General features: G+C 47.8%; 21 protein-coding genes. 9 read left to right on the top strand and 12 right to left on the bottom strand.

The features are described 5' to 3' along the window. Positions 1 to 41: 41 nt before the first annotated feature. The 5 genes from AC4PM4_RS09805 to AC4PM4_RS09785 form a co-directional block, all read right to left on the bottom strand. Positions 42 to 1,025, bottom strand: a complete 984-nt coding sequence (locus tag AC4PM4_RS09805) for a LacI family DNA-binding transcriptional regulator (RefSeq protein WP_063565929.1) — start codon at positions 1,023 to 1,025, stop codon at positions 42 to 44. A gap of 32 nt (positions 1,026 to 1,057) precedes the next feature. Next, on the bottom strand, positions 1,058 to 2,653 hold the full coding sequence (locus AC4PM4_RS09800; RefSeq protein WP_491613482.1) for an extracellular solute-binding protein: 1,596 nt from the start codon (positions 2,651 to 2,653) through the stop codon (positions 1,058 to 1,060). Positions 2,654 to 2,708: 55 nt separating this feature from the next. Beyond that, positions 2,709 to 3,590 carry a carbohydrate ABC transporter permease gene (locus AC4PM4_RS09795; protein WP_063565907.1) on the bottom strand — a complete coding sequence of 294 codons (882 nt, stop codon included), beginning with the start codon at positions 3,588 to 3,590 and terminating at the stop codon, positions 2,709 to 2,711. Between the two features lie 29 nt (positions 3,591 to 3,619). After that, positions 3,620 to 4,537 (bottom strand): ABC transporter permease, encoded by a 918-nt coding sequence (locus AC4PM4_RS09790; protein ID WP_063565906.1) that lies wholly within the window; start codon positions 4,535 to 4,537, stop codon positions 3,620 to 3,622. Between the two features lie 466 nt (positions 4,538 to 5,003). After that, positions 5,004 to 5,897, bottom strand: coding sequence for a helix-turn-helix domain-containing protein (locus tag AC4PM4_RS09785; RefSeq protein WP_491613481.1), 894 nt, complete (start codon positions 5,895 to 5,897; stop codon positions 5,004 to 5,006). 119 nt (positions 5,898 to 6,016) lie between these two features. Between AC4PM4_RS09785 and AC4PM4_RS09780 the strand changes: the two genes are divergently transcribed. Together AC4PM4_RS09780 and AC4PM4_RS09775 are read left to right on the top strand one after the other, a co-directional pair. Then, positions 6,017 to 7,243: an MFS transporter gene (locus tag AC4PM4_RS09780; protein ID WP_090809210.1), complete on the top strand. Its 1,227-nt coding sequence runs from the start codon at positions 6,017 to 6,019 to the stop codon at positions 7,241 to 7,243. Between the two features lie 85 nt (positions 7,244 to 7,328). After that, positions 7,329 to 8,108: an ABC transporter ATP-binding protein gene (locus AC4PM4_RS09775; RefSeq protein ID WP_024629731.1), complete on the top strand. Its 780-nt coding sequence runs from the start codon at positions 7,329 to 7,331 to the stop codon at positions 8,106 to 8,108. Between the two features lie 114 nt (positions 8,109 to 8,222). Here the strand turns inward: AC4PM4_RS09775 and AC4PM4_RS09770 are convergent, their stop codons facing one another. Together AC4PM4_RS09770 and AC4PM4_RS09765 are read right to left on the bottom strand one after the other, a co-directional pair. Continuing rightward, a complete protein-coding gene (locus AC4PM4_RS09770) occupies positions 8,223 to 8,951 on the bottom strand; it encodes a class I SAM-dependent DNA methyltransferase (protein ID WP_491613480.1) in 729 nt (242 codons plus the stop codon). Positions 8,952 to 9,097: 146 nt separating this feature from the next. Then, positions 9,098 to 9,604, bottom strand: coding sequence for a MarR family winged helix-turn-helix transcriptional regulator (locus AC4PM4_RS09765; RefSeq protein WP_064641639.1), 507 nt, complete (start codon positions 9,602 to 9,604; stop codon positions 9,098 to 9,100). 141 nt (positions 9,605 to 9,745) lie between these two features. Here AC4PM4_RS09765 and AC4PM4_RS09760 point away from each other — a divergent pair, with 141 nt between their 5' ends. Continuing rightward, positions 9,746 to 10,186: a GNAT family N-acetyltransferase gene (locus tag AC4PM4_RS09760; RefSeq protein WP_491613479.1), complete on the top strand. Its 441-nt coding sequence runs from the start codon at positions 9,746 to 9,748 to the stop codon at positions 10,184 to 10,186. A gap of 231 nt (positions 10,187 to 10,417) precedes the next feature. Here the strand turns inward: AC4PM4_RS09760 and rlmN are convergent, their stop codons facing one another. The 4 genes from rlmN to AC4PM4_RS09740 form a co-directional block, all read right to left on the bottom strand. Continuing rightward, entirely contained in the window at positions 10,418 to 11,512 is a 1,095-nt protein-coding gene (gene rlmN, locus AC4PM4_RS09755; protein ID WP_491613478.1) for a dual-specificity RNA methyltransferase RlmN, read from the bottom strand. A gap of 176 nt (positions 11,513 to 11,688) precedes the next feature. Beyond that, positions 11,689 to 13,053, bottom strand: coding sequence for a sodium-dependent transporter (locus tag AC4PM4_RS09750; RefSeq protein ID WP_063565896.1), 1,365 nt, complete (start codon positions 13,051 to 13,053; stop codon positions 11,689 to 11,691). An 88-nt stretch (positions 13,054 to 13,141) separates the two neighbouring features. Next, on the bottom strand, positions 13,142 to 14,551 hold the full coding sequence (locus tag AC4PM4_RS09745; RefSeq protein WP_274568925.1) for a sensor histidine kinase: 1,410 nt from the start codon (positions 14,549 to 14,551) through the stop codon (positions 13,142 to 13,144). Then, positions 14,541 to 15,224 carry a response regulator transcription factor gene (locus tag AC4PM4_RS09740; RefSeq protein WP_491613477.1) on the bottom strand — a complete coding sequence of 228 codons (684 nt, stop codon included), beginning with the start codon at positions 15,222 to 15,224 and terminating at the stop codon, positions 14,541 to 14,543. Before AC4PM4_RS09740 ends, AC4PM4_RS09745 begins: the two co-directional genes overlap by 11 nt. Positions 15,225 to 15,435: 211 nt before the next feature. On the opposite strand from AC4PM4_RS09740, the gene AC4PM4_RS09735 reads away from it, so the two are divergent. Both AC4PM4_RS09735 and AC4PM4_RS09730 read left to right on the top strand, forming a co-directional pair. Further along, positions 15,436 to 16,389 (top strand): hypothetical protein, encoded by a 954-nt coding sequence (locus tag AC4PM4_RS09735; RefSeq protein WP_072733820.1) that lies wholly within the window; start codon positions 15,436 to 15,438, stop codon positions 16,387 to 16,389. A gap of 225 nt (positions 16,390 to 16,614) precedes the next feature. After that, on the top strand, positions 16,615 to 17,964 hold the full coding sequence (locus tag AC4PM4_RS09730; protein ID WP_491613476.1) for a hypothetical protein: 1,350 nt from the start codon (positions 16,615 to 16,617) through the stop codon (positions 17,962 to 17,964). A gap of 74 nt (positions 17,965 to 18,038) precedes the next feature. Here AC4PM4_RS09730 and greA read toward each other — a convergent pair whose 3' ends face one another. Continuing rightward, positions 18,039 to 18,515: a transcription elongation factor GreA gene (gene greA / locus AC4PM4_RS09725; protein ID WP_063565893.1), complete on the bottom strand. Its 477-nt coding sequence runs from the start codon at positions 18,513 to 18,515 to the stop codon at positions 18,039 to 18,041. A gap of 260 nt (positions 18,516 to 18,775) precedes the next feature. Here greA and AC4PM4_RS09720 point away from each other — a divergent pair, with 260 nt between their 5' ends. The 4 genes from AC4PM4_RS09720 (at position 18,776) to AC4PM4_RS09705 (ending at position 22,275) form a co-directional block, all read left to right on the top strand. After that, positions 18,776 to 19,951 (top strand): DUF6688 domain-containing protein, encoded by a 1,176-nt coding sequence (locus tag AC4PM4_RS09720; RefSeq protein WP_269054289.1) that lies wholly within the window; start codon positions 18,776 to 18,778, stop codon positions 19,949 to 19,951. Between the two features lie 132 nt (positions 19,952 to 20,083). Beyond that, on the top strand, positions 20,084 to 20,956 hold the full coding sequence (locus AC4PM4_RS09715; protein ID WP_269054288.1) for an arylamine N-acetyltransferase family protein: 873 nt from the start codon (positions 20,084 to 20,086) through the stop codon (positions 20,954 to 20,956). Between the two features lie 83 nt (positions 20,957 to 21,039). Beyond that, positions 21,040 to 21,723, top strand: a complete 684-nt coding sequence (locus AC4PM4_RS09710) for a 4'-phosphopantetheinyl transferase family protein (protein ID WP_176854526.1) — start codon at positions 21,040 to 21,042, stop codon at positions 21,721 to 21,723. Positions 21,724 to 21,960: 237 nt separating this feature from the next. Next, positions 21,961 to 22,275, top strand: coding sequence for a hypothetical protein (locus AC4PM4_RS09705; RefSeq protein WP_024629712.1), 315 nt, complete (start codon positions 21,961 to 21,963; stop codon positions 22,273 to 22,275). Positions 22,276 to 22,278: the final 3 nt, after the last annotated feature.

Raw genomic sequence — 22,278 nt, 5'->3', positions numbered from 1 at the left:
AGAACCCTCCCTGGACCTTGAATGTTGTACTCAGCCTATCCTTAATGCTCAGACACCTGCTGACGGCAAACTGCCGTCGAATTGCGATGATTCAGCTTCGGTTGGATAATCACCGGATAATCCGTCTGCTCATCACGGATCAACGATACGATCAACTCTGCTGCCTGTGCTGCCAGTTCATCCAGCGGCGGGCCAATGGTGGTTAGCGCCACCTCGGCATACTGCATATCCGGCAGATCATCATAACCGATTAACGAAATATCATTCGGCACATTGTAGCCGGCTTCCAGCAAAGCCCGCAGCGCGCCTCGGGTCACCAGGTTGTTCAAGCCAATAAATGCCGTTGGCGAATCTGATTCAAACGTATAATTCCGAATGGCAAAATAACCATCCTCCCAGGAGGAATGTGCAGGCAGCACATGGCGTTGATCAAAATCAAGGCCTGTGCGCTGCAACGCTTCCCGATACCCTTCAAGCTTGATATTTTGGGAGTTGCCAATGAAACCAATCCGGCTATGTCCCAGTGATTTCAGATGCTCAACCGCTTTGTATATGCCCTCTTTCCGGTCAATCTTGATGTAAGGGGAATTCGGGGCTTCATCTGTACCAAGCACAAAACATGGCATGTTGAGTGTCGCGAACTTTTTCCAGAAGGCATCCCGATTGTCCAGCGCATAATCCCACAGGATACATCCATCCACGCGAAGCTGGCTAAAAACATCCAGCCCATCATCCGCGACGACCAAAATCATCTGGTATCCCCGCTTCTTCAGCTCCGCGTGCAGATTGCCCGATATATTCGAAAACAACGGATTGCTCAGTTCATCAAGAACAAAGCCAATAATGTTGCTTCTGCCGGTGGAGAGCTGCTGTGCCATAATGTTTTTTCGATATTGATGCTTCTCCGCAACCGCAAGCACCTTCTGCCGCGTCGCCGGTTTGATACGGGGATCACCGTTGAGCGCCTTGGATACTGTGCTGTAGCTCACTCCCGCTAATTTGGCAATGTCCTTAATGGTTATCAAAATCAATCAACACCTCTCAACCCTTGGGAAGCTTATTGCTGTGCAGCCTTATACCGGTCATATTGCGCCTGTCTGCCGGCAATAACCTGCTCAATGTTCATTTTTTTCAAAGTTTCAATATAGCTGTCAAACTGGTCCAGACTGGCATCTCCACTTATAAATTTGAAGTTCATCTCTTCCACATATGTCGTAATATCCGGCATAGACATGCTCTCTACACTCGCCTCATCTGGCAGAGCATATACAAATGGAAACGGCTCGTGGATGTAAGGCTCCAATTCCTTGTCGAGCTTGGCATGCCATTCGGCCACAACGGAATCCGCCGAATCGGTAGACTGAATGTTCGGCAGATTCACGGGACCAATGCCGAGTTTCTGGATATAGTCATTATCTTTGCCTTTGTCCGTGAATGTCTTCACGCCATTCTCTTCGGTGTACGTATCATCCTTGATTCCCCACGTATAATACGTCTGCGCTTCTTCACTAACCGCATAATCCAGGAAACGGAAGGCGAGTTCAGGATTTTTGCTATCTTTGGAGATTCCAAAAATCCCACTCACAGGAGTACGTCCAATATAGAACTGGTCTCCATGCGGTCCTTTCAGTGGCAGAATGCCTTTGAAGATGGGCTCCGCCGGATCATAATCCTTGAACAGCGGGCTGTAGACCATCGACATGTACCAGCTAAAATTAAACGTGGCTCCGGTTACATCCTGCGAGATGCGGGAGGTCACCTGATCACTTGTGGTACTGGCATAGTCCACCCCGAGCAGTCCTTCTTTGTACAGCCCGTTCAGGTACGACAGATATTCCTTGTAGGCAGGCTCGTAATAGCTGAAATGCACCTTACCCTGGTCATCAGCATAGAACTGATTGGACAGATCGAGGCCAAAAGCAGGACCAAATGCCATCGGCACAAACTTGGATTCCATGGACAACGGTATTTCATCCGCCTCGCCGTTTCCGTTCGGGTCGTCTGTCTTGAATTTGCGCAGCATCGCTGTGAACTCATCCAGTGTCGCAGGTTCGTTCAGCCCCAGCTTCTTCAACCAACGTTCATTCACCATAAACAAGGGCATGTAGTTTTTCGTAAGCGTTTGCTGCGGAACATAATACATTTTACCATCTGGCGTCGTTAAACTGGCTTTGACGGATGGGGATTTGTCGTATATTTTTTTGAGATTCACACCATACTTCTCCACTAGGTCATTCAGCGGAATAAACAGACCACTGTTAATGTATTTCATGAGCTGATCCTGATCTGGCAGATAGACGATATCCGGCAATCCCGTTCCAGCCGCAAGCCTTGGATTCACCGCATCTGCATAATTCTGTGGCGGAATGAGATCCCAATCGACTGTTACCCCGGCATTACTCTCAATTTTCTTCACAATCTCCGCAGTAGAGAGATCCACGTTAGTCGTCCATGCGTTAGTCCCGAGAATCGACAGCTTGGCATCTTTCTGGTCCGTTACCGGACCTGCCCCTGTGTAGTTGAACGCTGGCTCCGAGCTTGGTGAAGCACTGCCCTTATCTCCCCCTGATCCTGTACTGCTGCTGCATCCGGCGAGACTGATAGCAAGAATCACCGCGAGAACACTTTTTCTTCCGGCCCCTCTGATTATCATCCGTTATTCCTCCTTGTTATGAACAACCTTGGGTGATGCATGGTGATCAATAAGGCTATCCTTTCACGGCTCCGAGGGTAATCCCTTTGACGAAGTACCGCTGGATAAAAGGGTAGATCGTAACGATTGGCAGAATGCTGACCACAATCGACACATACCGAACCTGAAGTGTGGACACCGCGAGCGCACCCGTGGTCATCGTGCCGCCCATTTTTTGCATGACCTCCGGTGATGCCATGATCAGCACCCTGCGCAGGAACATTTGCAAGGGCTGCATATCCTGTTTGCCCAGATATAGCAGGGCTGAGAAGAAGTTGTTCCAGTGGAATACGGCGTAATATAGCGTCAGCACAGCAAGCGTTGGCTTGATAATGGGTATCGCCAGACGATACAGCATCGTCAGTTCATTGGCCCCGTCTATGCTTGCACTCTCGAAGATTTCATTCGGAATACCCTCAAAGGCTGAGCGGCAGATCATGACGTTAAACGTAATGACCAGCACAGGAAGCACCATCACCCAGCGGGTGTTATATAGCCCCAGTGACGTAATCAGCATGTAGACCGGGATGAGTCCACCCGAGAAATACATGGTGAAGGCGATGAAAAAGTTCAGCTTTCTGCGCAGGAAAAATTGCTGCCTGGATAACGGAAATGCAGCGAGGCACGTAGCTACAATATTCAGCAATGTACCTATAACGGTGTACCACAGGGTGTTATAGAAGGACACCCACAACTCCCGGTATTGGAGCACCATTTTGTACCCGGACAAAGTGAATCCTACCGGCCACAACGCAACCTTTTGTTTGTCGATCGCATCAACTGAGCTGAATGAAATGCTGATCACGTACAGAAAAGGATACAGCGTAACGACGACTGCCAATATGGTCAGCAGGTAGACAAATCCGTAGAATAACCGGTCACTTCTCGATTTTTGCATACAGGTCTCCTTTGGGTCGGGATATGGTCTTACCAGAGTGACATCTTGGTCAGACGCCGGGTCATCGTATTAGCCGCGAACACAAGCACAAAGGTGATAATAGAGTTGAACAGGCCGACGGCTGTCGCAAATCCGTAGTTCTGTCCTTCAATCCCCATTCGGTATACGTAGGTGGATAACACGTCTGCGGTCTCATAGGTAGCACCATTATAAAGCAGATATACTTTCTCAAATCCTACGCTCATAATGCCTCCAAGCGACAGGAGCAGCAGGATGACAATCGTTGGTTTGATACTGGGAAGTGTCAGGTGCCATAGCTCCTGGAATTTGTTGACGCCGTCAATTTTGCCGGAATCGTACATTTCGGGGTCAATGCCCATAATGGCTGCAATGTAGATAATGGAGCTGAAACCAAAGCTCTGCCAAATATCGGAGCTGGTGAATATCGTTCGGAACCATCCGGCGTCCATCATGAAGTTCACTTTCTCCATACCGAGCTTGGCAATCAGGGTGTTCACGATCCCGTCCGTGGGTGACAGGAAGTTAATAATCATGCCTGCGACCACGACGGTGGAGATGAAATGCGGAAGGTAGGTAACAGTCTGGGCGAACCGCTTAAACGTCTGATTCTTGATTTCTACAATACAGACGGCGAACAGAATGGGGATGGAGAAGCCGAACAGGAGCGGCAGGAAGGCGAGCAAAAACGTATTGCGCAGCAGCCTCCAGAAGTAGATGGAATTCACGAACTGATCAAACCACCTCAGGCCCACCCATTCCCCGCTGAACATTCCCTGCCCCGGCATGAAATTGCGGAAGGCCAGCAGCATGCCCGGCATGGGAACATACATGAAGATGACGTAATACAGAAAAATGGGTGAGAACATCAGCAGCAAATACTTATCCCGTTTGATCAGGCTGAACAGCGTGGACATGCGATTTTTCACTTCATAGACTCCCCTTCGCATTAAAATTACAACGTTTGAATTTTTGAACACAAACATGCCACTTCATGCATAAATCAAATCATCCCCTTAAATACAAAAACCGTTAAACCCCTTTAATAATGGAATATTACAATAAATAACAAACGATTGAACACGTAGATATAAACACAAAACAAAAATTACAACGTTGTAATTTCGCTACAAATGTATACGCTTACATAAACTATTTTTCCCATCTTAGCAAAGTCCATCTGGTTTGGCAACAACAAAAATCAGTGTTTGCTTGCGAAGAGATCTAGATGCTTTTGTCGATCTGGGAGACAGGTTAGCGGGCAAAAAAAGCACGAAAAAAGGGCAATGAACGTGTTTCTTTCGTTCTGCCCGGTTCTTGTCCTGCCTACGCCAGCGTTCTGGTGCAGCGCAGGATTGTTCTATTTTTGAAACGTGTACCTGTCCTCTTCGGATTCTACATCTGGTTTCGATACTCCATCGGTGTTACACCCGTCAAGCGCTGAAAAGCCCTGTAGAACTGACTGACATTGGAGAACCCCAGCCCAAAGCTGATGGTGGTCACAGAATCTGTTGTATGGCGCAGTCGTCGGGTGGCTTCCTCCACACGCAAATTCAGCACATACTGATACGGCGTTGAACCTGTCAGTGCCTTGAAGGAACGCATAAAATGATATCTGCTCTGGTGCGCAACCGCCGCCATCGATTCAATGTCCATTGGACTTGTATAGTCACTGTGTATATACTCCAGCACACGCCGCAGATGGGGGTCGATGAACGCGCCGCCGTTGCTATTAGTTCGCTGAAGCAGATTCGAAAGCTGCCCGCAAACCAGGCTAGACCCCACGCTCCCCGCCACACCTATTCCTGCGGTTGCCAGCGTCAGGTTACTCCCATTCGGTTGACCAGTCAGCATTCGTCTAAGATAGGTCTCTACTGCAAGCTCTGCTTCCTGTATCTGCAATGGTTCGGGCGCATCGTCCAGCAAAATGGCGTTCCAGCCTCGAAACAGTCTGCTAATTTCAGCAGGATCGAAGCTTTGTGTTGTCCGAAATTCGGTCTGCACCCCTTGCCTCGCTGAATCCTCCAATCCGCCAGCTGGCGGCTTACGAAACTTGATAACGATAACCGCGGAATCCGAACCAATCTCAAAAAAGTGCTCCATCCGGGGATGTGCAATAATCCCCAGTCCTGCTTGTAGTGGATAAGCATGCTGTTCCTGCACCAGATGGCATTGTCCTCTTACAGGCAACGTAACCTGATACCAGTCATCATGCACATGAGGTTCATTGGTGAATCCGCCAGAAGCCTTCCACAATTCCAATCCATTCAGCATCATATTTAATTCCATCGTTTCCTCACCTGCTGACATTATAGCAAATCGTGCTCACTTTCCAAGCACTTTTCACAAAGACAATATCTGTCTGTATCTTTTATCATGGTAAAAAAAATAATTCGAGGTGATCTCCCGTGGCACAAGCCGCTGTAAGCAAAATGCAAATCAATCACTCCGCCAATTGGGCGCTTGCCGGAGTCAGCTTCGCCCATCTGCTGAATGATGCGATGCAGACCGTTGTTCCGTCTGCTTTTCCGCTTTTCCAGCAGACCATGCAGCTCAGTTTCGCCCAGATGGGCTGGATTGCCTTCACATTGAATATTACCGCATCCGTTCTACAGCCGCTGGTCGGTTATATGTCTGATCGCAAGCCCATGCCAATCCTTCTGCCTGGCGGCATGTTGTTCTCCCTCATCGGTGTTCTCGGCTTTGCCTTGTCTTCCGAGCTATGGATGCTGCTTGTCTCCGCAGCATTGATCGGCATAGGTTCATCCATTCTGCATCCCGAATCCTCACGCGTTGCCCATCTGGCGGCAGGTCGAGGACGCGGAATGGCACAGTCCATCTTCCAGGTCGGTGGCAACACAGGTCAGGCTCTCGCCCCGTTGCTGGTTGCCTTTATCCTTCTCCCGCATGGACAGCTTAGTTTTCTGTGGCTAATGGCTTTTGCCCTAATCGGGATCTTTATCCAGTCTTCCGTTAGCCGTTGGTATAGAGACAAATTGGCGGAAAATCGCAGCCGTCAGCAACAGCCTGTACAGGCAAATGGCATTGTGCAGCCTGCTGCCCAACCTGTAAGTCGGGGATTTATCGCTTTTACAATGGGGATCCTCATCCTGCTGCTGTTTTCCAAATTCGTTTATATTGCCGGCATGACCGGATACTATGCCTTTTATTACGCCGATGCGTATAACCTGCCTCTTTCGCAGGCCCAGATCTGCCTGTTCGTTCTGCAATTTGCGGGTATGGTTGGAACCCTGCTCGGCGGCCCACTGGCTGACCGTTATGGACGTAAACCGATGATCTGGTTCTCCATCGCGGGTACTGCACCATTTTCACTGCTGCTGCCTTATGCGGGACCTGCTCTATCCATGGTATTATGCGGCATCATCGGTTTGATTCTGATGTCCGGCTTCAGTGTCATCATTGTCTACGCACAGGAGTTGCTGCCGCGTCATATTGGGACGGTATCGGGATTGTTCTTCGGCCTGTCGTTCGGCATGGCGGGACTCGGCTCGGTTGTGCTCGGTTCCCTGATTGATGTGACCAGCATTTCATTCGTCATCAAGCTATGTTCTTTTTTGCCGCTGCTCGGGGTGTGTGCTGTATTCCTGCGCCGGGATCGGCCAAGAAACGCCTAATATGCATTGAAACGTCAGTCGTTTTGTGACTACAATAAGGTCAGGATAATGGAGACAGAGGCTAAACAGAAGGAAGGAATAACCTATGATCATTGATGTACAGCATGTTACTTGGAAAAGGGGACCAATCACCCTGCTGAACGATGTCAGCTGGCGTGTAAACGAAGGCGAACATTGGGCATTGCTTGGCCTGAATGGTTCCGGTAAAACCACACTCCTGAACATGATCACCGGATATCTCTGGCCCACAGAAGGTACGATATCTGTGCTCGGACACCGTTACGGGGATGTGGATTTGCGTGAGCTGCGGAAGTCGATTGGCTGGGTCAGCTCCTCCCTTCAGGAAAAATTGTATGGCACCGACCGCACCCAGTACGTCGTGATCAGCGGTAAACATGCCACGATCGGACTATACGATAAACTGTCCGACGAGGATCTGGATCAAGCACGAGAATTGATGCATACACTCGGCTGTCAGCATCTGTGGGATCGCGAATACCGTACCTGCTCCCAGGGGGAGAAGCAGAAGCTGCTCATTGCCCGAGCCCTGATGGCTAACCCGCGTGTTCTCATTCTGGACGAACCCTGCAATGGACTCGATTTGTTCTCTAGAGAGCGGCTGCTGGAAAGTATCAGTGAGCTAACGCAGAAGCCGGATACCCCTTCGCTCATCTACGTGACTCATCATACGGAGGAAATATTACCTGTGTTCAGTCACAGTCTGCTGCTCCGGCGGGGTGAGATCGTGAATAGCGGATTAACCAGCGAGTTGATGAACAAAGACGTACTGAGTAACTTTTTTGAATCACCTGTGGATGTGGACCGACATGGAGAACGTGTATATGTCAGAGCATCGGATAAATAATCTTCTATATCTATTCACAGTCAGAACAGTCGAAGTAGCCCAAAATCTTATCCACATGTGGACAGGTTTTGGGCTGTTTGGCTATATTATGAATTATCCACAGTGTTCTGTGTACTATTTCCGGGCAGACAGGAATAAAAACAACGGAATCCGCTGTCTGCGCAGGTACGTCTCCTCGTTCACAAAATGCTGACGCTGAGGCGCCGATTCCCGCAGATGCTGTACTTGAAATCCTGCCTGCTGTAATGCCATATAGTAGGATTCGATGGAGCGATGCATTTTTTTCACCGTACCTCCAAGCCATTGCTGATCACGAAATCCCTCCACAAAATACTGATCGACGACCCAGTTGGTTCGGACCCCCGAAGGCTGCAACGTGGACGTGATCACAGGATGTTCTACCGAAAATACGAATGTGCCATTCTCTTTTAACGTGTGGTATACCTTGCGAAATAGGCTGTCCACATCCTCAATATAATGAATCGCCAGTCTGGATATGACCAGATCATATGTATCTGCAGGATAGCTCCAATCTTCCATATACGCTTGCTCAATTTGTGCGTTCTGACCCTTTATCGATTCATTGGCAGCCTGAATCATATTCACTGAACCTTCAATTCCTGTGTAACTGCCACCACGGTGGGCGGGACCCAACAGTTCTGCTCCGAACCTCGCATCCCCACAGCCGAGATCTAATATGCTCAAGCCCCCAACGTCTCCGACTAACTCCAGCATTACAGGCTTCTCCAACGTATCATTGGCATTCTCCTGCCACTGCCGGCGTTCCATATACTTCTCGAAATTGGCCCCGTCTTCGTAAAAATCTGATCCCCGTTCGCTCATTGCGCAACCCCTCCGTTACTGTAATGAAGTTCAGCTCTCATATTCAGCCTGGAAGATTATACAGAATATCGGCATAGGTTTCTACAGCAAAAAGGCTGTCGCCCGAAATACTCCAGCAGACAGCCCTTACGTATTAGAATTATAGTTCATTCAGATTGATCCATATAAGGTCGGCGCCCGCCCTTTTTGACGAATTTCCAATCCACCTCAATATTGTGGCGCATCCGGCGCAACAGCTTAACTGCAATCTCGATCTCTTCCTCCGTTAAGCCCTCCAGCGTTACCTGGTCCGAATGAACACCCTCCCTGCGGATGAACTCCCAGGCTTCAAGACCCGCATCTGTCGGATATAACAACTTATTCTTTTTATTACCCATTGCCGACTGTTTGACGACAAACCCGTCCGCTTCCAGTTTGCTGATGGCTCTAGCCGCAGTGGTCCGATCCACTTTGATTAATTCAGCGAGCTGGTTGGGGATAATACCAGGATTCTCACATATGCGATAAAGATACAAATACTGTCCACGAGACAAGTTCAGATGTTGGAATTCAACGTTGCTGATTGAATCCAAACAGCGGGCAATCATGCCGATTTCACGCAACACTTCTTTTTTTTCAGTCAATGGATTCACCCCTCTATAAAATTGTTGCATTCGCAACATAATTGATGATATAACTGAATTGAATCAGTTTAAATTTTAACCATGATAAAACATCGAACAGGTATATATTCAAGCTATCTACCAGTTTACCATGCCAGAATAGAATTACTATTGACTAAAGGAGAAACATTCATGAATACAACTATTGTTGAAGTTAATAACCAGGAATTGCTCGACGCCTGCTTCGCCATTCGTACCGCTATTTTTGTTGAAGAGCAAGGGGTGCCGGCTGAGGACGAATTCGATGCTTATGATGCACTGGATACGGAAGCAAAACATATCCTGCTCTACGTAGACGGCGTTCCTGCCGCCTCTTCCAGACTACGTGTGGTCGAAAATGTTGCCAAATTGGAACGGATCTGTGTCATGATCGATTATCGGAAACATGGACTTGGTCGTGTGCTGATCGATAAGCTGGAGCAGATGGCTCTCGCTCAAGGGCTGGAGAAAGCCAAGCTGCACGCACAGGTACAAGCCTCCGGATTCTACGAACGTCTCGGATACACGGCAGCCTCGGACGTATTCATGGAAGATGGCATTCCTCATCTACTGATGACCAAAAAACTGAAATAAATACAAAAAGAGCATCCTCAAAGTTCAAGAACAAGACTTTGGGATGCTCTTTTTGGTTTCTAATGAACCCAGTCAGTGCTATTAATGGAGATTCAACCATTTTGGGATTGTAACGAATCGTACAAACCTTATTTTCTGTTTTTGCAACCTAACTTGCACCTTCTATGTCAATTTGACTGCAATAACGTGACAAAGAAGCCAGGCGTTAACCTGACTTCTTCTCTTGCATCCTTATCCCAAAGCCAGACGACCTGGCTGAGATTCAGTGGCATTATTTTTCATCTGCTTACTACGCAATTGTCCGCAGGCCGCATCGATATCGGTACCATGTTCCATGCGTACAGTTGCGTTAATGTTATTCTTTTTCAACGTATCATAGAAGCCCAGAATGGACTCTTCCGTGCTCCGCTGATACTGACTGTGCTCATCCACCGGATTATACGGAATCAGATTGATGCTGACCATACTCTTGCGGCTGGACAACAGTTCAGCCAGTTCGGCCGCATGTTCACGCTGATCGTTGACATCCCGGAGCAAAATATACTCAAACATAATACGCTTGTTCGTCGTAGCCAGGTAATAATCCACTGCATCCATCAATTGTTCAATCGGGAAGGCCCGGTTGATCTTCATGATATGTGTCCGCAGTTCGTTATTCGGTGCGTGCAGGGAGATCGCTAGATTAACCTGCAGACTGCTGTCTGCAAATTCCTTGATCTTGTCAGGTAGCCCACTCGTGGATACGGTGATCCGTTTAGCCGCAAGTGCCAGCCCTTTACGATGCTTGATCACTTCAATAAAGTCAGTCATGTTCTGGAAATTGTCAAACGGCTCGCCAATTCCCATTACGACCACGTTAGTTACCCGCTCGCCTTGACCAGCTGCATCAAGATACTGTTGTACATGCATAATCTGTTCCACAATCTCACCACCGGACAGATCGCGGCTCTTCTTGATCAGCCCGCTCGCGCAAAAGCTGCAACCAATGTTACATCCCACTTGAGTAGTTACACATACAGTGAGACCGTATTTTTGGCGCATTAAGACCGTTTCAATCAGATTACCGTCCTGCATACGCAGCAGAAATTTCACGGTGCCGTCAGCGGATTCCTGCTTCACATGTTCACTCAGCGAGTTCATCGTGAAGTGCTCGGAAATGACATCCAGACATTCCTTACGCACGTCCGTCATGTCTGTAAAATCGTGCACACGCTCCTGATATAACCATTCCCAGATGCGGGAAGCACGGGATTTCTTCTGTCCGTGCTCCGGTAGCCAGTCACGTAGTTGCTCTAATGTTAATCCATATATGGATGATTTAATCATGTTATTGTCCTCTTTTCGCAAAAAGCATATGGCTTATCGGTCTATCGAAAAAACCTCTACTCTGTATTGTCCCAAAATTGACGAGGGAACACAAGGGCTTTTGCATTTCTTCCAAGAGGTTTTATCAATGGCAAATCTGCACAGTAACGTACTTCTCCACTTCAATTCCCAACCGTTTAGAAGTGAATAATACCGGAGGTGTGCAGCAGAACCAGAAGCACCAGGATTGGCGCTATATAACGCAGCATGAACAGCCATACCCGGAACCAGCCTGCACGCAGGCCGGAAGCTTCGGCTGCCTTTTTCCAGAAGTATCCGGCAAAAATAGTAACGAGCAATCCACCAATCGGAAGTAAAATGTTGGATGCCATAAAGTCCATCCAGTCGAACACACTCTTCGAGCCAATCTTCCATTCAGGGAACAATCCAAGCGACAATACCGAAGGAAGCCCAACGATGAAGACCGCAAGTGAGATGGTCCATACCGAACGACTCCGGCTCCAGGATAGTCTCTCCATGAAATATTTCACCGGAACTTCCAGCAAGGATACAGCCGAAGTTAACGCCGCAATCGCTAGGAGCACGAAGAACAACCCACCAAACACGAAGCCCAGCGGCATAGCCGAGAAGGCTGCCGGCAGAGCCACAAAGATCAGCGACGGGCCCTGATCTGGTGCAATCCCGAAGGAGAATGTCGTTGGAAATATGATCAGACCGGCAATGAATGCATAGATCAAGTCACCCGCACCGACAGCAATGGTTGCTGCACCGAGCGATTGATTTTTATCAACATATGAACCGTATGTCACGAGAATACCCATACCCAGCGATAGGGAGAAGAAAGCATGTCCAAGCGCAACAAGCGCAGATTCAGTCGTAAGCTGCGAGAAGTCAGGATTCAGGAAGAAGGAAACTCCCGCACCAGCTCCTGGCAAAGTCACTGCACGAACCATCAGGATAATGAGCAGAACGAGCATCGCTGGAATCAGCACTTTGTTAAACTTCTCGATCCCATTCGATACCCCTTTGGCTACGATCCAGCCTGTAATCAGAACTGAGATCAGCTGCCACACAATCGGCATATAACCGCCTACAAAGTCACCAAATTGCCCAGCATAGTCAGGATTGTTATACAGCGTGCCGCTGAATGACGTCACTGCATATTGCAGCGTCCAGCCTGCAATGATGACATAAAAGGAAAGAATGATAAACGGCGTCAATACTTGCAGCAAACCAGCCGCAAGCCACCCTTTTTGCCCACCCGCTTTGATAAAGGCCGTAGCCGCGCTTCCTCTGCCGCTACGACCAATCGCAAGCTCAGCCAGCAATACGGGCAGACCAATCAATAGGAGACAAACGATAAAGAGCAGGAAAAACGCCGCTCCCCCATTCTCTCCCGTAATATAAGGAAACTTCCACATGTTGCCGAGGCCCACTGAACTACCAATGGCAGCCAGGATAAATCCGGCCTGTGAGAAGCGTTCACCTTTGCCCGGTTCGTCTTGATTCAAATTGGAATTACTGGACTTACTGAAATTCATTATATCTACTCCATCTGTTCTAAGATTTTCCGTTATTATATAACAGTCATCCACTCAGGTCATTCGAAAATCGAAATTAATCGAAATGTTATTTATTTACAGGAATGTCTACATTAAATATGCTGCCCTTGCCTTCTTCGCTTAACAAAGCAATCTGACCATGATGGGCTTCCACTATCCACTTCGCAATCGCAAGCCCTAAACCGTGTCCTCCCGGACCACGTGTACGTGATTTGTCCCCACGATAAAAGCGATCGAAGATTCGCTCCACATCCTCCGGCCTGATGCCAACGCCCGTATCTGCTACAGACAAATGGAAGATAGGACGTCCATCTTTATCCCGATCCGACAGCACCACGCGAACCTCCCCACCCCGTGGAGTAAACTTCACAGCATTATCCAGCAAAATGGTCAGTACCTGTCTCAGTTTCTCCGGATCGCCATTGAGAACCATCTTATCAGGCCCTTCCAGCTCCATTCGAATGCCCTTTGCCGCTTTGAGACGCCGAATGGATTGCATCGTCTTTTCGGCAATCGGACGAAAATCGAAATCCCGCTTGACCAGTTCAAGCTCATCCGAGTCAGACCGTGCCAGAACGAGTAGATCTTGCACCATACGTGTCATTCGCCTGATCTCATCTTTCATGTTGGAAAGGGTTCTTCTGGCAAAAGAAGGTGCGTCCTGTCCAAGCTCCAGCTCAAGGGCGTTAACGGATGCCAGCAGCACGCTCAGCGGAGTGCGCAGCTCATGAGAAGCATCTCCTACAAACTCACGTTGTCGATTGTAGGATTTCACAATAGGAACCATCGCTTTACGGGACATCAGCCAACCGATGAGACAGGCAATAAATACAAACAGAATCGCCAATAAAATTAGCAGCATTAGCAGCCTGTGCAGCAGTTTGTATTGCGGCGTTACATTAATACCCGCATAGAGCGTCATTTCTGGACCATTCTTGGTCAGCACATTCTGGCCGGTTACCATCAGATGGAGAGTCGATGGTGCAACGGGTGCAGCATCTTCCTCTCCGTTATCCAATACATCTGCGGGAACGCTCAGGCTTACCTCTTTAATCTCCTTGGCACGTGGTTTCCAGTCCTGTACAAGCCCCAGAAGGTCTGAACGCATCCCAGGGAACATTTCATTGCCTGAGATCACTTTGCCGTCCGAACCGAGGACATAATAGAAGAACTGGTCGCTGCCCGATCCCCATAACCTTCGATTATCCAGCGTATCTCCGGCCTTGCCTTCTTGCATATTCTTTTCCACCAAAGCCCGCTCAACCGCAACGAGAGAGAGAAGATTATCCTTCTGACCATTGATGACAATGTAAGATAACAGAACATAGACCACGCCTACAAATAGTGCAAGCAGCACAATCGTCAGGCTGCTGTATGTGAGGGTAAGTCGACCCTGCGTACGACCGAACAAATTTCCTTTAGTTCTTCCTGGATGGATGCCTTGTTCGTCTCTACCTATTCGTTTTCTATTGTTCAAGCTTGTAGCCCACCCCTCGGATGCTATGGATCAGGTGTTGTTTGTTGAATAGCTCAAGTTTTTTGCGCAGCAGCTTAATCGTGGCATCCACAATTTTGGTCGAAACGTCCGAGTCGTACCCCCAGATCCGTTCCAGGATTAATTCGCGGCTGAGGGTAGCGCTCTTGTTCCGTAACAACAGATCCAGCATCTGAAATTCACGAGGGCTTAACTGGATGACCTCCTCTTCCATACTCAGCGTCAGGCTGGAACGATTCAGATACAGACCATCCAGCTCAGCAACCTCTTCCAGCAGCGGTGCATAATTACGGCGACACAAGGCTCTCAGCCTGGCTTGAAGCTCTTCCAATTCAAATGGCTTCACTAGATAATCGTCTGCTCCTGCATCCAATCCCTGAACCCGGTCACACAGCGCGTCCTTGGCGGTTAACATCAAGATTGCTCCAGCATAGCCGTTCTCTCTTAATTTCTTGCATACGGATAGCCCTGTCCATCCAGGCAGCATCCAGTCCAGTACAGCCACATCATAATGAGAATCCATGCAATAGTGATAGGCGTCTTCCCCATTTCCCACCCATTCTACAGTCCCAAAGCCGGTTTTCTCCAACATATGAACAATCAACTCACCCAACAAGGAATCATCTTCAGCAAGCAGTATGCGGTGTGTAGTCAATGTGAACCTCCTAAGAAGCAGTATGTGATAAAGACGAGCACGCCAACCCTGCCCGGTTTAATTTTCAAACATTCTCGCACTTCCAGATGGTCCGTGTCCAATACATCGCGTTTGTAAAAATACCCCAGTCTGTCTTTCTCCGTTTTTTCACCTTTCGGGATTACAGTAAGGGTGCAACAAAAAATAAATCAAAATTAGGAGTGAATGTACAATGAAAAAATGGATTCCTGCCATGCTGGGTGCAACGATGATCTTCTCTGCCACATCGGCTTCAGTATTTGCCGCCACCCCGACCGCTGTAACTCAAGTCTCTGCTGCAACGAATGCCAAGGTGAGTTCGAATGGATATAATATCAGTCTGGATCAGAACTCCCTGTGCTCCAATACATCGCTGCAAAAAGTACTCGGCCTGAGCAAAACGGAATTGCAAAAGCAATTCCAGGCTGGTAAAACGTTGGCGGATCTGGCTAAAACAAAGGGCGTCAGCACAACTAAAGTAACCAACGCCTTGTTGCAGCCACAGCTGACCAAGCTCGCAAGTGATCAGAAGTCCGGCAAGCTCACGCAAGCCAAAGTGGCTTCTATCAAGACAGACCTGACCAAGCAGCTGAATAATTCCCTGACCAAAAAAGTGACCACCGTAACGACGGTAACAACAACGTCTACGACCACTTCAACCACATCCAAGACGGCTGCGGCTACAGCAAAATCAACGGATACCACGTCATCCAATAACCTGACTAGTCTGAATAAATCTGCCGCGGCATCTGCACTCAACCTGTCGCAAACGGAGTTGAATCAGCAAATCAAGGCTGGTAAATCCATCGTTGATATTGCCAAGGATCAGGGCGTAGACAAGAGCAAAGTCATTAATACTGTCGTAACCAAAGAAAAAAGCTGGGTCACTTCTCAACTGAATGAGTCCTGGAAAAACACGACCGGTACTTTAACCACAGAGCAGCAGCAATTCAAGGACAGCGGTTATTTGGCCAAGGCTGCCCAGTTGTTCAACACATCCGCAGATGAGCTGCAAACCCAACTGAAGAATGGAAAAACGTTAACTGCGATTGCCAAAGAAAAAGGCGTGGATTCCAGCAAACTGACGGAAACACTCCATACCTATGCCAAAGAGCAAGTAACCGAGCAATGTAACCAAGCCAGCTAATCCCCTTCCCCATTAACCCCAAACTACCACCAAACCATAAAAAGAGAGGGTCCTGTTCACAGGACCCTCTCTCCATCTATTGCATGATACATCTTTTCACTTCCTTGTCTTTCAGCAAACTTTAAGCTTCCATCCGAGTAAAACATGACCCAAAATTCATCCCTTTTTCAGCTTGGTCACCTATACTTGCACCAATCTCAATCGCCCATGCTGAGGAGGAGAAGGATGAACACACTGAGCTACAGAGATCCAAATACCCGATGGAACAGGCATTTCTGGCTGTATGCGGCTCTAATTTTCACTGGCGGTCTATTGCTGCGTTTGTACCTTGGAACACAATTCAGGGGTTATATCGGAGATCAGTCCCTGTTCGTCGATTGGATGAATGCCGTCCACCAATACGGGGTTCGTGAATCATACCTGTATGGAAAAGATCAGAACTATCCCCCATTGTTTATCTTCATTCTGGGGTTGTACTGCTGGATACTGGGTGGGCTCGGCATAACCGCCTCAGCTGGCAATCTGTCCATGAAAATACTGCCTATCGCCTTTGATATGCTGTCCTTGGCGGTCTTGACCCTCACATTCAAAAAGCTAAGCTCTGGCAAACGTTTGGTGCTGCTTGCAGTTCTTTCCTTCAACCCCGGTCTGCTGGTCGACAGCGCCATGTGGGGACAGATCGACATCCTGCACAGTACATTAATGGTGCTGTCTACCGTTCTGCTGCTATGTAATCCTCTATTGGCGGGTGTATTGTTCTCCGTTGCCCTGCTGGCAAAGTTTCAGGCGATTGTCATTGTTCCGGTGATCGGTATTGTATTACTACGCCAGCTTTATCACAGGCGATTTCGCGGCACGTTTCTATTTGTAGCAGGATTAATGATGGCTATCCTGCCTGTGCTTCTCTATTTTGCTGCAAACGGAACCCTCGGCACCATGCTGACCAACGCCTACGGAAGCGCCGTTAATATGTATCCGCAGCTTTCGCTGAACGCCATGAATATCTGGTATCACCTGCTTGGTGATCCGGGAACCAGCGATGCTACGGTGTTGTTTGGCATAGTAACGTATAAAATGTTTGGTCTGCTGCTGCTTGCCATTGCCGTGGTTGGAGTAGCGGCCTATCTACTGCTGATTAAGGAAATTCGTATTCCATCCCTGCTCATTGCAGGTGCAGCGGTGAATCTCGCCTTCTTTATGCTGCCAACGGAAATTCATGAACGTTACAGCATACCTGCTTTGTTATTCTTGGTTCTAGTTCCGTTCTTTGAACGTAAATGGATGTACGCTGCAATCACCTTCTCCCTGACTACATACGTAAATATTGCCATGATCATGAGCACGGGCTCTGGTGGCGACTTTGGAGCTGAGGAAGGGCTATCTCGCATCGGTGGTGAGCATGGTAACTTTGGCGGAGGACATGGAGCGAGCTTTAGCATGCACGGTTCGGGACTGACCAATGACTTGATGTACAGCATGGGTATTTCCATTGCGATGATCCATATCGTGATCCTGCTCTGGGTTGTATATGCCATGACCCGTGAAATTCTGGATGGACGAAAAAAACGGAGCTGAATATTATTTTGCAAGAATAAAAAAGAGGTGTTCCAACAGCCATTTCCATGGTTGCCGAAACACCTTTATTCCCATTAAATTTTAATTTCAAGCAACTCATATTTGATAATGCCCATCGGCGCATTGACATGAATGACACTGCCTACTTCTTTGCCCATCAGTTCTTTGCCAAGCGGGCTTTCGTACGATATTTTGTTATCAGCAACATCCGCCTCGGCCGGACCAACCAGCATGTATTCAATCTTCTCGGCGAATTCGATATCATTAAGCAGAATGGTTGAGCCAATGCTTACTTTGTTCGAGTCGATATTGTCCGAAGTGATGACTCTTGCTTTGGTCAGCATTTTCTCCAGAATCAAAATGCGGGTTTCCATAAAAGCCTGATCATCTTTGGCTGAATGATACTCACTATTTTCCTTCAGGTCACCGTAACTGATCGCGAGTTTCAGACGCGCCGCCAGTTCCTTACGCTTCACCGTCTTTAATTCCCTCAGTTCGTCCTCCAGCTTTTCCAAGCCTTCCTGTGTCAAAATCACTTCATCATTAGCCATTTTTTCCATCTCCTAATCTTGCTTTCTATCTATATTCTAACCTATATCCACTCCAAACGGTTAACATACCAAGAAAAAGAAATAACGCTCCCATTGATGGAAAGATGTGTATGCGTAACCTTTACTGTTACTTACTATTATAGGTAATAAACCTAGAATCATCTCAATACGATGTCGCATTTTTTCTATAATGGTCATTATTGCCATATAAAGTCTTCTAACCTACAATAGACGATACTGCTATCGAAGGAGGAAATATTTTGTATGCAACGATTCAATTCATAGGGCTCTTCCTGATCCTTCCTGCTGCCTCCGGGTGGATTATGTTGAATAGTTTCTTGAAAAAGGCTTCGGGAAATGGCCGGAAACTTCTCAAGGTGTTCGAATTTATTTTTCTGACCATCACTCTATTGCTTTTCGCAGCAGGTCTTGCAATAGACAGTATGGGTGTTCAGGGAGGAGAACCCTTATCCATGTATGAAGATTCCGGCCTGATGGCATCCAATTACGCCACGCTGGATCACCGTAGTCTTCTTGTCCTTTTGGTCACGTTATTGCTTGGCTTGCTCGCTTATTTAGCAATGTTCACACGTCCAGGTAAGCTCTCACCGATCATTTACACCTTATGCAGCAGTATCCTTGTATTGAATATTGTTTGGGGTATCGTCTATATCACGCATACCGGCATTGCATGGTACACCGAGACGGGCATGTTCTTGATGTTTGCTGTGCTTCTGTTGCAGAGCAGCTATCTATCACTCATCTTCCTATATATTGGTCGATTGAAACGTTCATGGGATGGCTTTATCGAGGCTACTCTGGTTGAATATCCAACGTCATTGGATATGGAGCATTTACCAAAATGGCAACGACTGCTATACCGGTCTATCATTCGCTTTCATACCGCCCCGATGGTGTGGACCATTCTGATGTTTCCCTTACAGCTTGTTATACAACTGATCCTTATTCTGTTTGGACAACGCCCGGATAGCGCCATTCGCGTATTTCTGGATACAAGCAGCTTCAATTACTCCAGACTGCCGGCTCCACCGCCAAATATGATTCCCGGTGATGGGCACTATCTATGTACAGTTGCAGCCGGTGGACATCAAAAATGGGTCAAACCCGTGCGAGCAGGCATACGACATGGCCACCTCATTCACGTTAACCGGCAACTCATGATCGCCAACGCATTCGAGCATGTTATGGAGCAGTATACACCGCGGTTCCATGGCTTAGTTCGAGGTGTGTACAATCGCTATGGATATCCAATTAGTAAACATATTCGTTCCGAATGGACCGCCGATATCGTCTATCTATTGATGAAACCGCTCGAGTGGCTATTCCTCATCGTCCTTTATACAACAGACGCTCACCCTGAAAACCGAATTCATATCCAGTACAGTGAGATGCGAGGAAAATATACACGTTTCTAGAAAAACGGAATTTTAACTGTACCGGTACAATTGAAGCAAACCAGTGTATTCATTTCATCCGTTCACTTTTACAATGAATTCAGGGCAGCAGCAATTAATAATACGCCCACTACATGACTCGAGGTGATCTGGATGAATGTTACATTGACTCCATCTGAAATACAGGCCTACCTGAAACGGATAGGCATTCATAATATCAAGGAACCCACCCTGGAATTCCTATCCGAAATCCAGCAGGCACATGTGCAGCATCTATCCTGGCAAACGGTCGATATTTTTGCAGGTCGGCCTGCGGGCATTGATCTTCAAGAATCGGTCCAGCTTATATTGCAAGGCCGCAGTGGTTACTGTTTTCATCTGAATGGCGCATTCAGCGTTCTGCTTCGCTCTCTGGGATATACGGTGCATTGGCATCGTGCCGGAGTTCAGCCATATGGAGAGCAGCCACGTGTGAACTCGTTCCATCTCGGTCTGTCGGTCTCTTTGCCAGATGCAGACCCGAATGTGGAACGTTGGATTGTGGACGTCGGTCTGGGCGGCATGCCCTTTGAACCGCTTCCTCTTCGTTATGGAACCTACGGTTCGGCGCCGTTTACGTATACATTAATGCCTTCATCCGTAGCTCCTGGCGGATGGCGACTTGAATATGAGCCGAACGGGCCAAGTGAGGGTGTCGACTTCGCTCCCGAAGAGCTTACCAACCTGGAGGAGTTCATTCCCAAGCATGAATTCTACAGCCAGTCAGCCGATTCGCCTTGGCATAACACATTTTTACTCCGTCAGAGGCATGCTCTCCAAAGCAACGAACTACGTGGATGTATGCTCCGGATGCATGACCGTGAAGGTATCCGCAAAAAGGAAATTCAAACCTACACCGAGTGGAAAGACGTATTGGCTGAGAAATTCCACGAACCGTTGGTGAATTACACAGAAGTGGAACGCAAAGAAATGTGGGGACGGGTACAGGCTGCACATGAAGAATGGAAAAGAACAAAGCAGGTATGAAGCGACACGCGCAGACCCGATAAACCGATGATTATAAAGGAAAGTGTGCAATCCATGCCGAATACATCGTCAGGTGATAAATGATGATAACGATTCAAATTCTTCAAGTTCCGGCAGAATTGCCGGAGTCATACTGGAATCTTTTTCTGTCGCGAGTATCTGAGGAAAGACGAGGACAAGCTTCACGTTTTGTACATCAGGCGGACGCCTATCGCTCTGTTCTGGGTGAAGTGTTGACCCGTGTGGCGCTGAGCAAGTTGACTGGCCTAAGGCCGGGAGAGCTTTCGTTTACCCGTAACAAATACGGCAAACCTTCCCTCAGTCACCATGCTGATGTTCAATTTAATGTCTCGCACTCCGGCGATTGGATTGCTTTAATCTCTGGCGGTGACGCTGCTCTGGGTGTGGATGTTGAAAAAATAGCGCCTATCGACATGAAGATTGCGGAGCGATTCTTCTCTCTCACAGAGAGCCAATTTCTGGCTAGAGAGCACGCTGAGATGCAACTGGAGACCTTCTACCGACTATGGACGCTGAAGGAAAGCTACATCAAGGCCGTCGGCATGGGCCTGTCCATGCCACTTGATTCATTCTCCATGATCCGCAATGCTGACGGGAACTGGCACTCGCCAGAAGCAGCCGCATATCCATTCCTCAGCCTGCGGCTGGATCACGGTCATATGTTAGCAGCTTGTTCCGCAGGAGAAGATTTACCCACCCAGCCGGATGTCATCACAATCGAAGGGTTGTATCAAGCATTATTATGAAGGAGGGGTTACAAACCCCTCCTTCATTTTTTACATTTTATCAAAACGTGCATTAATCCCTTTCCGAACCATAATTTTCAAAAAAATGATTAACATTCTGTCCAGTTAATGGTACTATAGGACCAAAAGGAAGAGAAGTAGGTAATATAGATCAGGTATTTATAACTATTTTCTACAGTACATACTTGTTAATGCTCGATTCTCTCTCCATTTATTATTTTAGAAGGAAGTGGACAAATGCATATCTTTTTGCAAAACAATGCAGGTGTGACCAAAAACGTTAAGGTTGGTTTCAGCTGGACAACACTCTTTTTTGGATTTTTTCCTGCGCTTTTCCGTGGTGATTTGAAATGGGCTGCCATCATGTTTTTGATTAGTGTTGCTCTTGGAGTCTTCACTGTGGGCATCGGAGCTTGGGTTAGTGGAATCGTATTCTCCTTCGTTTACAACAAAATTTACATTAAAGAATTGCTGGAAAAAGGCTACCGTCCTGCAAATGCTGAGTCTCAAGCGGTTCTTGAGAGAAATCAGATTATTGCTCGAGCAGCATAAACT

The organism is Paenibacillus sp. MDV22-iso6 (assembly GCF_058408365.1).
This window is presented reverse-complemented; position numbering and strand designations above follow the sequence as displayed.

Excerpts from the sequence above, each read along its gene's own strand:
- AC4PM4_RS09800 (WP_491613482.1), bottom strand. The coding sequence starts at position 2,653 with ATGATAATCAGAGGGGCCGGAAGAAAAAGTGTTCTCGCGGTGATTCTT.
- AC4PM4_RS09795 (WP_063565907.1), bottom strand. The coding sequence starts at position 3,590 with ATGCAAAAATCGAGAAGTGACCGGTTATTCTACGGATTTGTCTACCTG.
- AC4PM4_RS09785 (WP_491613481.1), bottom strand. The coding sequence starts at position 5,897 with ATGGAATTAAATATGATGCTGAATGGATTGGAATTGTGGAAGGCTTCT.
- AC4PM4_RS09775 (WP_024629731.1), top strand. The coding sequence starts at position 7,329 with ATGATCATTGATGTACAGCATGTTACTTGGAAAAGGGGACCAATCACC.
- AC4PM4_RS09770 (WP_491613480.1), bottom strand. The coding sequence starts at position 8,951 with ATGAGCGAACGGGGATCAGATTTTTACGAAGACGGGGCCAATTTCGAG.
- AC4PM4_RS09765 (WP_064641639.1), bottom strand. The coding sequence starts at position 9,604 with ATGCAACAATTTTATAGAGGGGTGAATCCATTGACTGAAAAAAAAGAA.
- AC4PM4_RS09760 (WP_491613479.1), top strand. The coding sequence starts at position 9,746 with ATGAATACAACTATTGTTGAAGTTAATAACCAGGAATTGCTCGACGCC.
- rlmN (WP_491613478.1), bottom strand. The coding sequence starts at position 11,512 with ATGATTAAATCATCCATATATGGATTAACATTAGAGCAACTACGTGAC.
- AC4PM4_RS09750 (WP_063565896.1), bottom strand. The coding sequence starts at position 13,053 with ATGAATTTCAGTAAGTCCAGTAATTCCAATTTGAATCAAGACGAACCG.
- AC4PM4_RS09735 (WP_072733820.1), top strand. The coding sequence starts at position 15,436 with ATGAAAAAATGGATTCCTGCCATGCTGGGTGCAACGATGATCTTCTCT.
- AC4PM4_RS09730 (WP_491613476.1), top strand. The coding sequence starts at position 16,615 with ATGAACACACTGAGCTACAGAGATCCAAATACCCGATGGAACAGGCAT.
- greA (WP_063565893.1), bottom strand. The coding sequence starts at position 18,515 with ATGGCTAATGATGAAGTGATTTTGACACAGGAAGGCTTGGAAAAGCTG.
- AC4PM4_RS09715 (WP_269054288.1), top strand. The coding sequence starts at position 20,084 with ATGAATGTTACATTGACTCCATCTGAAATACAGGCCTACCTGAAACGG.
- AC4PM4_RS09710 (WP_176854526.1), top strand. The coding sequence starts at position 21,040 with ATGATAACGATTCAAATTCTTCAAGTTCCGGCAGAATTGCCGGAGTCA.
- AC4PM4_RS09705 (WP_024629712.1), top strand. The coding sequence starts at position 21,961 with ATGCATATCTTTTTGCAAAACAATGCAGGTGTGACCAAAAACGTTAAG.